The sequence below is a fragment of the Pseudomonas tritici genome (assembly GCF_014268275.3).
GTDB classification, from domain to species: Bacteria; Pseudomonadota; Gammaproteobacteria; order Pseudomonadales; family Pseudomonadaceae; genus Aquipseudomonas; species Aquipseudomonas tritici.
In genome coordinates, this window is sequence record NZ_CP077084.1 from 2,169,851 (window position 1) to 2,182,280 (window position 12,430).

At 62.0% G+C, this 12,430-nt stretch carries 15 protein-coding genes; 12 read left to right on the forward strand and 3 right to left on the reverse strand.

Annotation, left to right across the window (positions count from 1 at the left end; all coding sequences use genetic code 11):
• Positions 1-96 precede the first annotated feature (96 nt).
• Positions 97-1,353 carry a hypothetical protein gene (locus HU722_RS09720; protein WP_139114655.1) on the forward strand — a complete coding sequence of 419 codons (1,257 nt, stop codon included), beginning with the start codon at positions 97-99 and terminating at the stop codon, positions 1,351-1,353.
• Position 1,354: 1 nt separating this feature from the next.
• On the opposite strand, the gene HU722_RS09725 is transcribed toward HU722_RS09720, so the two are convergent.
• Together HU722_RS09725 and fliK are read right to left on the reverse strand one after the other, a co-directional pair.
• Positions 1,355-1,684 carry an EscU/YscU/HrcU family type III secretion system export apparatus switch protein gene (locus HU722_RS09725; protein ID WP_065872704.1) on the reverse strand — a complete coding sequence of 110 codons (330 nt, stop codon included), beginning with the start codon at positions 1,682-1,684 and terminating at the stop codon, positions 1,355-1,357.
• A complete protein-coding gene (gene fliK / locus HU722_RS09730; RefSeq protein WP_065872703.1) occupies positions 1,681-3,258 on the reverse strand; it encodes a flagellar hook-length control protein FliK in 1,578 nt (525 codons plus the stop codon). The genes HU722_RS09725 and fliK overlap by 4 nt, the downstream gene beginning before the upstream one ends.
• 200 nt (positions 3,259-3,458) lie before the next feature.
• Here fliK and ccmA point away from each other — a divergent pair, with 200 nt between their 5' ends.
• The 11 genes from ccmA (at position 3,459) to phnN (ending at position 11,612) form a co-directional block, all read left to right on the forward strand.
• Positions 3,459-4,094, forward strand: a complete 636-nt coding sequence (gene ccmA / locus HU722_RS09735) for a cytochrome c biogenesis heme-transporting ATPase CcmA (RefSeq protein ID WP_065872702.1) — start codon at positions 3,459-3,461, stop codon at positions 4,092-4,094.
• Positions 4,091-4,759, forward strand: coding sequence for a heme exporter protein CcmB (ccmB, locus tag HU722_RS09740; protein WP_186752983.1), 669 nt, complete (start codon positions 4,091-4,093; stop codon positions 4,757-4,759). The genes ccmA and ccmB overlap by 4 nt, the downstream gene beginning before the upstream one ends.
• Positions 4,760-4,845: 86 nt before the next feature.
• Positions 4,846-5,601 (forward strand): heme ABC transporter permease, encoded by a 756-nt coding sequence (locus tag HU722_RS09745; RefSeq protein WP_065872701.1) that lies wholly within the window; start codon positions 4,846-4,848, stop codon positions 5,599-5,601.
• Entirely contained in the window at positions 5,598-5,774 is a 177-nt protein-coding gene (ccmD, locus tag HU722_RS09750) for a heme exporter protein CcmD (protein WP_049709263.1), read from the forward strand. The genes HU722_RS09745 and ccmD overlap by 4 nt, the downstream gene beginning before the upstream one ends.
• On the forward strand, positions 5,771-6,226 hold the full coding sequence (gene ccmE / locus HU722_RS09755) for a cytochrome c maturation protein CcmE (RefSeq protein ID WP_065872700.1): 456 nt from the start codon (positions 5,771-5,773) through the stop codon (positions 6,224-6,226). The genes ccmD and ccmE overlap by 4 nt, the downstream gene beginning before the upstream one ends.
• Before the next feature lie 3 nt (positions 6,227-6,229).
• Positions 6,230-8,221: a heme lyase CcmF/NrfE family subunit gene (locus HU722_RS09760; protein WP_186752982.1), complete on the forward strand. Its 1,992-nt coding sequence runs from the start codon at positions 6,230-6,232 to the stop codon at positions 8,219-8,221.
• Positions 8,221-8,775: a DsbE family thiol:disulfide interchange protein gene (locus HU722_RS09765; protein ID WP_065882439.1), complete on the forward strand. Its 555-nt coding sequence runs from the start codon at positions 8,221-8,223 to the stop codon at positions 8,773-8,775. Before HU722_RS09760 ends, HU722_RS09765 begins: the two co-directional genes overlap by 1 nt.
• On the forward strand, positions 8,772-9,245 hold the full coding sequence (locus HU722_RS09770) for a cytochrome c-type biogenesis protein (protein ID WP_043050428.1): 474 nt from the start codon (positions 8,772-8,774) through the stop codon (positions 9,243-9,245). Before HU722_RS09765 ends, HU722_RS09770 begins: the two co-directional genes overlap by 4 nt.
• Positions 9,238-10,425 carry a c-type cytochrome biogenesis protein CcmI gene (gene ccmI, locus HU722_RS09775; RefSeq protein ID WP_065945653.1) on the forward strand — a complete coding sequence of 396 codons (1,188 nt, stop codon included), beginning with the start codon at positions 9,238-9,240 and terminating at the stop codon, positions 10,423-10,425. Before HU722_RS09770 ends, ccmI begins: the two co-directional genes overlap by 8 nt.
• Positions 10,426-10,441: 16 nt before the next feature.
• Positions 10,442-10,837 (forward strand): hypothetical protein, encoded by a 396-nt coding sequence (locus HU722_RS09780; RefSeq protein ID WP_065872697.1) that lies wholly within the window; start codon positions 10,442-10,444, stop codon positions 10,835-10,837.
• A 202-nt stretch (positions 10,838-11,039) separates the two neighbouring features.
• On the forward strand, positions 11,040-11,612 hold the full coding sequence (gene phnN, locus HU722_RS09785) for a phosphonate metabolism protein/1,5-bisphosphokinase (PRPP-forming) PhnN (protein WP_065882442.1): 573 nt from the start codon (positions 11,040-11,042) through the stop codon (positions 11,610-11,612).
• 59 nt (positions 11,613-11,671) lie between these two features.
• On the opposite strand, the gene HU722_RS09790 is transcribed toward phnN, so the two are convergent.
• Positions 11,672-12,364 (reverse strand): ArsR/SmtB family transcription factor, encoded by a 693-nt coding sequence (locus HU722_RS09790; protein ID WP_065882444.1) that lies wholly within the window; start codon positions 12,362-12,364, stop codon positions 11,672-11,674.
• Positions 12,365-12,430: the final 66 nt, after the last annotated feature.

Here is a 12,430-nt window from a genome sequence, read left to right on the forward strand (position 1 = left end):
TTCATCGGTGGCTGACTGACGCTCAAGAAAAGTCCTATGAGTAAACCTGAGCGGGCAGGCTAATTTGCCGAGTTCTGGTTAACTGGAGGACTGACGATGACTATCCAACGTGCTACATCCATTAATAGCGTGGAGGCGCCCGTTTACGCCGAGCCCGGCATGCTCACTGCAGCCTCAATCAATTCAACCAATGCGCGTAGGGTCTTGAGCGAATTGATTGGCCGGCCGCCTTCCGAGGACAATTATCGAGAGCGACTTGCCTGCATGATCGCCGATCCGAATATTACTTCCTGGCAGGCGTTGACGCGCAACCCAGGGCAGTTGCAACGGCTGCAGGATAACGAGCGGTTGGGCTGGTCCAACCCGGCTGCGGCTGACAGCAGTATGCCAACACTGGCGCAGGCTCTGGGCAAAAGAAACGTCTGGCTGCCTGAGGTGGAAAGCCTCAATGCCAACATCCTGAAAAATCTGACGGCGCAGTTGGCAGAGAAGTACCTGACGCAGTTCCAGTCAATCCTCCACGACCAGGCACCTGCCGTGTCGCAAGATGTCTCGATAGTTCGCGGTGCGCCGTCAGCGGGTAAAACCACCTTTCTGACTGGCCAGTTCGCGCTCAACACCGATGTTGTGAAGAATATGATCCAGAACCGTATGCCCGGTACCAGCATGCTGCAAGTGCATGATCAGGGCGCGGCACTGGTTCAGCAGTTCATGGGGCCTATGGAAAAGCGCTTGGGGCAGCCATTGACGCGGGACGCGTTGTACCTGTGGCCAAATGACTTCAATCAGAAGATCGCCGATGTCGCACGTTTGAGCCAAGCGCCCAAGCTGCATTTCCATGATATCCAGGTGGACCTGGCGACCTTGTGCTGCCGGATTCTCAAACGTGGGACGGATGAGGCGGTGATGGACTTCAATGTCCTGAGCCAGTTTTTCAGTGCGGGTCTGGAGCATCGTGGCCAGAGTATCGAGTCGGTCAAGAGCAATCAGGGCAGGCTCAAAGAGTATTCACTGTCGGCCTGGGACGGTCAGCAAAACGTGCTCGTCGCCCAGCGCGCACCAGGTACGAAGGCGTTTGTGATCAAGGATCAGGTCCTGTTCGATCATGTTACTGCCCGAGATAGCCGTTCCATCAAGGCGGAGATAGACAATGTTCGCAACACCGTCATTAACGCGCAGTTCATCGAGGCCTTCACTGCTCCACTTCCGCCGGCTCAGGCCAGCGCGTTCGGTGCAGCATTGCGGCGGTACGAGGGGCAGACGTTCGAGCAGGCGTTGAAGCAGCATGCGCAGCGCAAGCCCGTTGCCACGTCGGTCGCGGCCCGCGTGTTGGCCGGTGTGATGCCCGGCTGATTCAGTAGTCATCCCCACGTTCGGTCACGTCGCGCTCCACCGGCCCCGCATGCGGGTCATACCCCACCGGAAACTTGCCTTTCAACGTCCAGGCAAACGCAATGATCTCGGCAATCGTGCGGTACAACTCCTCCGGAATGCTGTCGCCCAACTCCATGCGCGCCAGCAGCTTCACCAGCTCTGCGTTTTCATAGATGGGCACTTCATTTTCCCGCGCCAACTTCAGGATCGCTTCGGCCAGGGCATCATCGCCCTTGGCCGTCAGGGTGGGTGCCTGCTGGCCGTCGTACTTGAGGGCAATCGCCTGGCGCGGAGGGCTTGGGTTTTTCATGCGGTCTCATCCACCCAGCGTTGCTCCAATCCGGTTTTGGGCCCGCGCGGCGGGGTGCCGAGGTGGCAGTCGAGGTCGCCGACGTTGAGGCCCGAGGTCACCAGGCGTTCGCGCAGGTTGCCCAAGTGGCTTTCGATCAGGCTGGCGGTGAATGGCCGGGTCGCCCACAGCTGGCTGGACAGTTTGCCCTGGCTCAGTTGCGCCTGGACCTGCAACGGCCCCAGTGGCTCCATATCAAACGCCAACTCGACGCGCCAGAGCATCTGTTTGGCGTCCTTCTTGTCTTTGCGTTCGGGCTGGTCTTTGTCCGGCGCCGGTTCTTCGCGCTGGAACTTGACCTGCAAGGGCACGATGTCCTGCAGGGTGCGCATAGGGATTTCCAACTGCCACGTGGTTTGTAGGCGACCGTCGGCGGTGGTGCCGGTCTGCTCCAGGCTCGACAGTTGATGGCTTTGCAAGCGCGAGATAGCCCCGGCGGCCAGGCGCAGCAGGTTTTCCAGGTCGCCTTCGCCTTCCAGTTTGGCCATCAGGCGTTCGGGCAGCGGAAAGCCAGCGGGCAGCTGTCGGGCGCTGACTTGGCCGAGGGTGTTCAGCGGGCTGCGTACGAAGTTGGGCAGCACCTGGGCCAGGGTATTGGCGGCGAGGATGGCGTTCAGGTTGGTGCTGGCGGGCAGGGCGGGCAACAAGTCCGCGACCAGGCGCAGCAAGGCACCTTTCATGTCCAGTGGGGGAACTTGCGGGTTTTGCCCGGCAAGCAGCTTGGCTTCAAGAAACGCCCCGCTGTTCTGGATGACTTGCGCGAGCACCTTGGGGTTGCTGACCTGGGCCAAATCCGGCAAGGCGGCCAGCAAACGGTCGGCGGCGGCGCGCAGGTTGGCGGAGGTGCTGTCGCCGCGCGGCAGGTTTTGCAGCGCAGTGAACACCGCATCCAGCGAGCCTTGGCGACTTTGTTGGGTCGACAGTTGCTGCGTGACGGCCAACTGATCCTTGAGCCCGCTCAAGGGTACAAAATTCAAGGTTTGCGCGTTCTGCACCACGGCACTGAGCAGGCTGCCGACGCGCAACGGCTGCGGGCTTTCCACGGTCAGGGTGGCGCCCGTCAGTGCGCTGTTGAGCACGGTCACCAGTGAGCGGTAAATCGCCGGTTGCGCCGTGCCTTGGGGCAGCATTTGGGTGGTCAGCACCTTGGCCTGCAACAGCGTGCCCACCGGCATCTGATTGGTATCGATGCGGGTGAGGGCGGCTACATTCGCGCTCAAGGCCTGCTGCAGGCTGAGCGTCAGGTTGCCGGCGGGCGTCTGGCTGACCGCGACATTGCTGCCCAGCGGCAAGGGTTGGGCGCTGCTGGCTTGCACCAGGGTCTGGCGGCCACCTTCCAAGGTCAATTTGAGTAGCAACTGAAAGGCTTCACCGCCTTGTTTCAGGGCGATCACTTCGGCGTTCGCGGTTTTCCCGGGGTCGATCAAGCCGATCTGCGGCTCCAGCAGTTTCAGCAATTCACCGGCCGCAGGCGCAAGGCTGGGCCCGGCCGCAGTAGCAGGTGGAAGCGTAGGAAGGTTGATCTCACCGGTCATCGCGCGCGTCGTCTCTGGGGAAATTGCCCTCTTTAGAGTAGGGCATCACATGTATAATGCCGCCCGTCTGCAAAGAGAGCGCTAAAAACCTCACAACTATTTGATCCAGCTCTCTAAAATCGGTCGCCAAAGCCGTTATTGTGCATTTCTCTTTAACGGCCGCTGCACCGCCGACTTGAACCGTAAAGGCCCGCGATCTTTTGACCAGCCCTCTTCTTGAAGCCGTAGCGCTCTCCTGTGAACGCGACCTGCGCCTGCTGTTCGAGCATCTCGAACTGCGGCTGGCGGGCGGTGACATGGTGCAGATCAGTGGCCCCAACGGCAGCGGCAAGACCAGTTTGCTGCGCCTGCTGGCCGGGCTGATGCAGCCGACGGCCGGCGAGGTACGCCTCAACGGCAAGCCCCTCAACGAACAACGCACCGAACTGGCACGCAACCTGATCTGGATCGGCCACGCCGCCGGCATCAAGGACGTGCTCACCGCCGAAGAAAACCTCAGTTGGCTCAGCGCCCTGCATCATCCTGCTGCGCGCGATGCCATTTGGCAGGCTCTGGCCGCTGTTGGTCTCAAGGGTTTCGAAGACGTGCCCTGCCACACCCTGTCCGCCGGCCAACAGCGCCGCGTGGCCCTGGCGCGTTTGTATCTGCCCGGCCCGCCGTTGTGGATTCTCGATGAACCGTTCACCGCCCTCGATAAACAAGGCGTCGCCCAGTTGGAAGAACACCTGGCCCAACACTGCGAGCGGGGCGGCCTGGTTGTGCTCACCACTCATCACACGCTAAATCGCATGCCCGCCGGTTACCGTGACCTGGACCTGGGGCGGTGGTCGGCATGAGCGTATTCGCCCTGCTGGTTGCCCGCGAAGCGCGGCTGCTGTGTCGTCGCCCGGCCGAGTTGGCCAACCCGCTGGTATTCTTCGCCATTGTTATCGCGTTGTTCCCGTTGGCGGTCGGCCCCGAGACTAAACTGTTGCAAACCTTGTCCCCGGGACTGGTGTGGGTCGCCGCACTTTTATCCGTCGTGCTCTCGCTGGACGGGCTGTTTCGCAGTGATTTCGAAGACGGTTCCCTGGAACAGTGGGTCCTTTCGTCGCACCCTTTGCCACTTCTGGTACTGGCCAAGGTACTGGCACACTGGGCTTTTTCCGGCCTGGCGCTCGTCTTGCTCTCGCCGCTGCTGGCGATGATGCTGGGCCTGCCCACCGAATGCCTGCCGATCCTGCTCCTGAGCCTGCTGCTCGGTACACCGGTGCTCAGTTTGCTGGGCGCGGTGGGCGCGGCATTGACCGTGGGTTTGAAGCGCGGCGGCCTGTTGCTGGCCCTGTTGATTCTGCCTTTGTATATCCCGGTGCTGATCCTGGGCAGTGGTGCGTTGCAAGCCGCGCTCATGGGCATGCCGGCGACCGGTTACCTCTTGTGGCTTGGTAGCCTGACCGCCCTGGCGTTAACCCTGACACCCTTTGCTATAGCGGCCGGCCTGAAGATCAGCGTTGGCGAATAATGAGGTCTGACTGAGCGCTATACGTTCAGTCAGTAAAGACCCTACGCTTCTTGCCACGACAAGAAGCAACCGTGATGGAAACAGCAATGAACTGGACCTGGTTTCATAAGCTCGGCTCGCCCAAATGGTTCTATGGCATCAGCGGCAAACTGCTGCCGTGTTTGAGCATCGCTGCCGTGTTGCTGATCGGCATCGGCCTGGTCTGGGGCCTGGCCTTCGCGCCGCCGGACTATCAGCAAGGCAACAGCTTTCGCATCATTTATATCCACGTTCCCGCCGCGATGCTGGCCCAGTCCTGCTACGTGATGCTGGCCGTGTGCGGCGTGGTCGGGCTGGTGTGGAAGATGAAGCTCGCAGACGTTGCCCTGCAATGCGCCGCGCCCATCGGTGCGTGGATGACCGCCGTGGCGCTGGTCACCGGCGCGATCTGGGGCAAGCCGACCTGGGGGTCATGGTGGGTGTGGGATGCGCGACTAACGTCCATGTTGATCCTGCTGTTCCTGTACTTCGGTCTGATTGCCCTGGGCAATGCGATCAGCAATCGTGACAGCGCCGCCAAGGCCTGCGCGGTGCTGGCGATTGTCGGTGTGATCAACATCCCGATCATCAAATACTCGGTGGAGTGGTGGAACACCCTGCACCAGGGCGCCACCTTCACCCTCACCGAAAAACCGGCGATGCCTGTGGAAATGTGGGCGCCGCTGCTGCTGATGGTGCTGGGGTTCTACTGTTTCTTCGGCGCCGTGCTGCTGATGCGCATGCGCCTTGAAGTGCTCAAGCGTGAAGCCCGCACCAGCTGGGTCAAGGCCGAAGTGCACAGCAGCCTGGGAGCGCGTGGATGAGTTTTGCTTCTTTCAGCGAGTTTATCGCCATGGGCCACCACGGCCTGTATGTCTGGACGGCCTATGGCATCTGCCTGGCAGTGCTGGCCCTCAACGTCGCCGCGCCGATCCTGGCCCGCAAGCGTTACCTGCAACAAGAGGCGCGTCGTCTGCGCCGGGAGACCGAAAAGTGAATCCGCTGCGTAGAAAGCGTCTGTTGATCATCCTTGCCATCCTCGCTGGCGTCGGCATTGCCGTGGCCCTGGCCTTGAGCGCTCTGCAGCAGAACATCAACCTGTTCTACACCCCGACCCAGATCGCCAACGGCGAAGCGCCTGTCGATACGCGCATCCGTGCTGGCGGCATGGTGGAGAAGGGCTCCTTGAAGCGTTCCGGCGATTCCCTGGACGTGACCTTTGTGGTCACCGACTTCAGCAAATCTGTGACCATCACCTACCGCGGCATCCTCCCGGACCTGTTCCGCGAAGGCCAAGGCATCGTCGCCCTGGGCAAGCTCAACGCCGACGGCGTAGTGGTGGCCGATGAAGTGCTGGCCAAGCACGACGAAAAATACATGCCGCCAGAAGTCACCAAAGCGTTGAAAGACAGCGGCCAGTCCGCGCCAATGCCTGCCAAGGAGGGCTGAGCCATGACGTCCGCACTGTTTATTCCGGAACTGGGCCAGTTGGCGATGATCCTCGCCCTGTGCTTTGCCATCGTCCAGGCCGTGGTGCCATTGCTTGGCGCCTGGCGCGGTGACCGCTTGTGGATGAGCCTGGCGCAGCCGGCCGCCTGGGGCCAGTTCGCGTTCCTGCTGTTCGCGTTTGGCTGCCTGACCTACGCCTTCATGACCGACGACTTTTCCGTCGCCTATGTCGCCAATAACTCCAACAGCGCGCTGCCGTGGTACTACAAATTCAGCGCCGTGTGGGGCGCCCACGAAGGTTCGTTGCTGCTGTGGGCGTTGATCCTCGGCGGCTGGACGTTCGCCGTGTCGGTGTTCTCGCGCCAACTGCCGCAAGTGATGCTGGCGCGGGTGCTGGCGGTGATGGGCATGATCAGCATCGGTTTCCTGCTGTTCCTGATCATGACCTCCAACCCCTTCACGCGCATCTTGCCGCAGATCCCGGTAAACGGGCACGACCTCAACCCGCTGCTGCAAGACATCGGCCTGATCGTGCACCCGCCGATGCTTTACATGGGGTACGTGGGGTTCTCCGTGGCCTTCGCCTTCGCCATCGCCGCCTTGCTCGGCGGGCGTCTCGATGCAGCCTGGGCGCGCTGGTCGCGGCCGTGGACCATCGTCGCCTGGGCGTTTCTCGGCATCGGTATCACCCTCGGCTCGTGGTGGGCTTACTACGAACTTGGCTGGGGTGGCTGGTGGTTCTGGGACCCGGTGGAAAACGCCTCCTTCATGCCATGGCTGGTCGGCACGGCATTGATTCACTCGCTGGCTGTCACCGAAAAGCGCGGCGTGTTCAAGAGCTGGACCGTGTTGCTGGCCATCGCGGCGTTTTCCCTCAGTCTGCTCGGCACATTCCTGGTGCGTTCGGGCGTGCTGACCTCGGTGCACGCGTTTGCGTCCGACCCGGAGCGCGGCGTGTTCATCCTGATCTTCCTGCTGTTTGTGGTGGGCGGCTCACTCACGCTGTTCGCCCTGCGCGCCCCGGTGGTCAAGAGCCAGGTCGGCTTCAACCTGTGGTCGCGGGAAACCCTGCTGCTGGGCAATAACCTGGTGCTGGTGGTCGCCGCGTCAATGATCCTGCTCGGCACTCTGTATCCGCTGGTGCTGGATGCCCTCAGTGGCGCCAAACTGTCCGTCGGCCCGCCGTACTTCAACGCGCTGTTTATCCCGTTGATGGGCCTGTTGATGGTGGTGATGGCGGTTGGCATGCTGGTGCGCTGGAAAGACACCCCGGTGAAATGGCTGGCCGGCATGCTGATGCCGGTGTTGCTCGGCAGCGTGGCGTTGGCGGTGATCGCAGGTGTAGCGTATGGCGACTTCAACTGGGCAGTGCTTGCGACCTTCCTGCTGGCTGCCTGGGTATTGCTGGCCGGCGTGCGTGACATCTTCGACAAAACCCGCCACAAGGGACTGCTCAAAGGCTTGCCGACGCTGACCCGCAGCTACTGGGGCATGCAGATCGCCCACATCGGTATCGCCGTGTGCGCCCTGGGCGTGGTGCTTTCCAGCGAGAACAGCGCCGAGCGCGACCTGCGCCTGGCGCCCGGTGAGTCGATGGACCTGGCCGGTTACCACTTCATCTTCGAAGGCGCCAAGCACTTTGAAGGCCCGAACTTCACGTCAGACAAAGGCACCGTGCGCGTCGTCCGCAACGGCAAGGAAATCGCCGTGCTGCACCCGGAAAAACGCCTTTACACCGTGCAGAGTTCGATGATGACCGAAGCCGGGATCGACGCCGGTTTCACCCGCGACCTCTATGTGGCATTGGGTGAACCGCTGGGCGAGGGTGCCTGGGCGGTGCGCGTGCATGTGAAACCGTTCGTGCGCTGGATCTGGTTCGGCGGTTTGCTCACCGGTTTCGGTGGTTTGCTCGCCGCGCTGGATCGGCGTTATCGGGTCAAGGTCAAGAGCCGGGTGCGTGAAGCGATTGGTTTGACCGCTCAAGGGGTTAGCTGATGAGTATTGATGGTAAGCGCTGGATAGTCGTGGGCTTGATAGCCGCAGTACTTGGCGCGTTCGCTACGATTGTAGTTGTGCAGCTTAAAAAGGGTGATCCCACTACATTGCCCTCGGCGCTAATAAATAAGCCGTTTCCGGAGTTTTCACTGGCAGACGTGCAGGGCACTAAGCAACTCACCAGGGCCGATCTTCTTGGAAAACCTGCGTTGGTAAATGTATGGGCCACCTGGTGCATCTCGTGCCGCGTCGAACACCCGGTGCTGAACAAACTGGCCGAGAAGGGCGTGGTGATCTACGGCATCAACTACAAGGACGACAACGCAGCGGCCTTGAAGTGGCTGGCCGAGTTCCACAACCCGTACCAGTTGGATATCCGTGATGAAGACGGCAACCTCGGCCTGAACCTTGGCGTGTACGGTGCCCCGGAAACCTTCTTCATCGATGCCAAGGGCGTGATCCGCGACAAATACGTGGGTGTGATTGATGAGGTGGTCTGGCGCGAACAATTGGCCGCCAAGTACCAGGCGCTGGTCGATGAGGCCAAGCCATGAAGCGCTTGTTAGCCGCCGCTGTTCTGGCGCTCGGATTGGCTGGCGTGGCCCACGCCGCCATCGACACCTACGAATTTGCCAACGACGCCGAGCGTGAGCGTTTCCGCGACCTCACCAAGGAACTGCGCTGCCCCAAATGCCAGAACCAGGACATCGCCGATTCCAACGCGCCCATCGCCACCGACCTGCGCAGAGAGATCTTCCGCATGCTGGGGGAGGGCAAGGACGACCAGCAGATCATCGACTTCATGGTCGACCGCTACGGTGATTTCGTGCGCTACAAACCGGCCCTCACCGGCAAGACCGCGCTGCTCTGGTTCGGCCCTGCCGGGCTGTTGCTGGCCGGCGTGGTGGTGATGGCCGTGATCGTGCGCCGCCGCCGCGCCGCGCCTACCGATGGTTCCGACGCGCTGTCCCCCGAAGAGCGTAAACGCCTCGACCAATTGCTGGACACCAAGACTGATGATTGATTTCTGGCTCGCAGCCGGCTTGCTGCTACTGATTGCCCTGAGTTTCCTGTTGATCCCTGTGTTGCGTGGCCGCCGTGCCCAGCGTGAAGAGGACCGCACTGCGCTGAACGTGGCGCTGTACCAGGAGCGCGTCGCCGAGCTGCAAGTGCAGCAGGACGAAGGCGTGCTGAATGCCGCGCAACTCGACACCGGTCGCGCCGAAGCTGCCCGCGAATTGCTGGCTGACACCGAAGGCGTGGAAAAGCCTCGCGAATCGCGTTTGGGCAAACCGCTGCCATTGTTGGCGGCCTTTTTGGTGCCTGTCCTGGGCGTTGCGCTGTACCTGCATTACGGCGCGAGCGATAAGGTCGAGCTGACCCGCGAATTCTCCCAGCCGCCAGTGTCCATGGAAGACATGACCCAGCGCCTGGAGCGCGCCGCGGCCGCGCAGCCGGATTCGGCGGAAGGCCTGTATTTCCTCGGTCGCGCCTACATGGCTCAGGACCGTTCCGCCGATGCCGCGAAAGTCTTCGAACGCACCGTGGCACTGGCCGGGCGCCAGCCGGAACTGCTCGGCCAATGGGCCCAGGCGCAGTACTTTGCAGACAATAAACAGTGGTCGCCGAAGGTCCAGGCGCTGACTGACGAAGCGTTGAAGCTTGACCCGAAGGAAGTCACCAGCCTTGGCCTGCTGGGTATCGCGGCGTTTGAAGGTCAGCGTTATCAGGAAGCGATCGATTACTGGAACCGTCTGCTGGCGCAATTGCCGCCGGGAGACAATTCCCGTGCGGCGCTGCAAGGCGGCATCGACCGTGCGGCCGAGAAGCTGAAAGAGAGCGGCGGCACCGTCGCCCCTCAAAAATCCGTGATGAACGTCCGGGTGGACGTGTCCGCCGACGTGAAGGCCAAGGCGCTGCCAACCGACAGCGTATTCATCTTCGCCCGCGCCGTGAAAGGTCCGCCGGCACCGTTGGCAGCCAAGCGCGTCACCGTCGCCGAACTGCCGATCACCGTCGAACTGGGCGATGCCGACGCGATGATGCCGCAGTTGAAACTGTCGAACTTCCCTGAAGTCCAACTGGTTGCGCGCATATCCCGGGCCGGTCAACCGACCGCTGGCGAGTGGATCGGCCGCAGCCAACCCCTGGCCAGCTCCACCACTGCGCTGCAGCAGCTGACCATCGACAGTCCGGATAAGTAAACTTGAGGAAACGCCTATGACCGCACTCGCACGCATCACCCTGCTCAGCCTGGTATTGGGCCTGAGCGCTTGTGCGGTCCACCGGCCACCTCCTGCGCCTACCGGCCCGACCATCCCACCGTCGGGCCCGTCGACCCAGCCAGGCACCAAGCCTTCCGGTCCGGTGACCCCGCCGCCGAAACCAGTGCCAACCAAATCGCCAACCTTCGCACCACCTCCAGGCGCCGCCAGCCACTGGGACGGCAAGATGCAGGTGTATGTGCTGGAAGAGCAGCCCGACACCTTCTACCGCCAGCGCACGTATTACCGCTGGAGCAACGGCTGGAGCCGCTCCATCAGCCCGAACGGGCCGTGGGAAGAGACCGACGTGCAGGGTGTACCGCCGGGGTTGAGCAAGCAGTACGCGCAATGACAAAAGGCGACCTTCGGGTCGCCTTTTTCATGGCTTGAAACGCCTGCCTTCATCCAATGAAGCTGCCACAGCATATCTCCTCGGCCATCAGCCCAGGGTACGCTACTGTAAACAACGAAATACCCGGTGGCGAACCGGCCTTCCTGGGGTAATGTGTGCGCCGTCGGCCCGGTGACCGGCGACAAGTAACGAGGGTGTTCTGATGGCAGGCAGGTTGATCTATCTCATCGGGCCTTCCGGCTCGGGCAAGGACAGCCTGCTGGATGCCGCACGTCCGCGTTTGGCCGAGCGCGGTTGCCACATCGTGCGCCGCGTCATCACCCGCTCGGCAGAAGCGGTGGGCGAGGCCGCGCGAGGTGTGAGCCCGGAGCGGTTTGCCGCGATGCAGGCCGAGGGCGCGTTTGCCCTCAGTTGGCAGGCGAATGGCTTGTCCTATGGCATTCCCAAGGCGATCGACGACTGGCTGGCGGCGGGGCACGACGTGCTGGTCAACGGCTCGCGCGCGCACTTGGCGCAGACTCGAGAGCGTTATCCGACGTCGCTGGTGTTGCTGCTGACGGTGGATCAGGCGGTGTTGCGCCAGCGCTTGATCGCACGGGGGCGTGAGGCGCTGGCGGATATTGAAGCGCGCCTGGCACGCAATGCACAGTTCACCGCCGAGCTGATCGACGGCAACAGTGCGGGGTTGTTCCTACTGGATAATTCCGGCCCGCTGGAGCATACGGTCGAGCGCCTGCTGTGCTGCCTCGACCACGGGCACTCGGCATGCGCTTGACTATCTGGGCCCCTAAACCCTGTGGGAGCAGGCAAGCCAGCTCCCACAGTTGATCTTCATTACCCTGCTGTTTCTATTCCAAACCGCCCCGCCAATTCCTTGCGCCCCTTGGCCGTCACTCCCAATGCGCGGCTGTCCAGGTCCTGGGTCACCCATTCACGGCTGATCACGCTTTGCAGCAACGCCGCGCCCAATGCGCCGGCCAGGTGCGGGCGGCGCATGCTCCAGTCCAGGCAACCACAGGCAAAGCGACGGCGTTGCGCCCGCAGTGCGGTGACATCCAGACCCAGGTCAAGCATGGCTTTCTCACCCGGCGCGGTGAGCTGGTAATTACCGTCGCCGGCCAACCATCCGGTTGCTATGAAATGGTCGTGCAACTGCACGGCGAGTGTGCCGGCCATATGGTCGTAACAGGTACGCGCGAACTGCAGGCGACTGGGCGTGTTCGGCACAAACGCCTTGGCGCTGTGGCGGCTGATCACCATCAGGCTCTCGATGGCTTGGGCGATATGGGCCCCCGCCAAGCGGTAGTAACGATGACGGCCTTGGGTGTGCAGTTCGATCAAACCGTTCTCCTTGAGCCTGGCCAGGTGAGCGCTGGCGGTGGATGCGCTGACCTCGGCAATCACCGCCATTTCGGTGCTGGTACGCGCATGGCCGTCCATCAGCGCACAGAGCATTCGAGTGCGTGCGGGTTCTGCAATTGCGCCGGCGATGTGTGAGAGTGCGGCGTCATCGTCGTGGGCGTTCATACTTCGTTCCTGAGCGAATCATCACCGTGCGAGAGCGCCGATAGTAACGGTTCTTTTTGAACAGGA

Excerpts from the sequence above, each read along its gene's own strand:
- HU722_RS09720 (WP_139114655.1), top strand. The coding sequence starts at position 97 with ATGACTATCCAACGTGCTACATCCATTAATAGCGTGGAGGCGCCCGTT.
- HU722_RS09725 (WP_065872704.1), bottom strand. The coding sequence starts at position 1,684 with ATGAAAAACCCAAGCCCTCCGCGCCAGGCGATTGCCCTCAAGTACGAC.
- fliK (WP_065872703.1), bottom strand. The coding sequence starts at position 3,258 with ATGACCGGTGAGATCAACCTTCCTACGCTTCCACCTGCTACTGCGGCC.
- ccmB (WP_186752983.1), top strand. The coding sequence starts at position 4,091 with ATGAGCGTATTCGCCCTGCTGGTTGCCCGCGAAGCGCGGCTGCTGTGT.
- HU722_RS09745 (WP_065872701.1), top strand. The coding sequence starts at position 4,846 with ATGAACTGGACCTGGTTTCATAAGCTCGGCTCGCCCAAATGGTTCTAT.
- ccmD (WP_049709263.1), top strand. The coding sequence starts at position 5,598 with ATGAGTTTTGCTTCTTTCAGCGAGTTTATCGCCATGGGCCACCACGGC.
- HU722_RS09760 (WP_186752982.1), top strand. The coding sequence starts at position 6,230 with ATGACGTCCGCACTGTTTATTCCGGAACTGGGCCAGTTGGCGATGATC.
- HU722_RS09765 (WP_065882439.1), top strand. The coding sequence starts at position 8,221 with ATGAGTATTGATGGTAAGCGCTGGATAGTCGTGGGCTTGATAGCCGCA.
- HU722_RS09770 (WP_043050428.1), top strand. The coding sequence starts at position 8,772 with ATGAAGCGCTTGTTAGCCGCCGCTGTTCTGGCGCTCGGATTGGCTGGC.
- ccmI (WP_065945653.1), top strand. The coding sequence starts at position 9,238 with ATGATTGATTTCTGGCTCGCAGCCGGCTTGCTGCTACTGATTGCCCTG.
- HU722_RS09780 (WP_065872697.1), top strand. The coding sequence starts at position 10,442 with ATGACCGCACTCGCACGCATCACCCTGCTCAGCCTGGTATTGGGCCTG.
- phnN (WP_065882442.1), top strand. The coding sequence starts at position 11,040 with ATGGCAGGCAGGTTGATCTATCTCATCGGGCCTTCCGGCTCGGGCAAG.
- HU722_RS09790 (WP_065882444.1), bottom strand. The coding sequence starts at position 12,364 with ATGAACGCCCACGACGATGACGCCGCACTCTCACACATCGCCGGCGCA.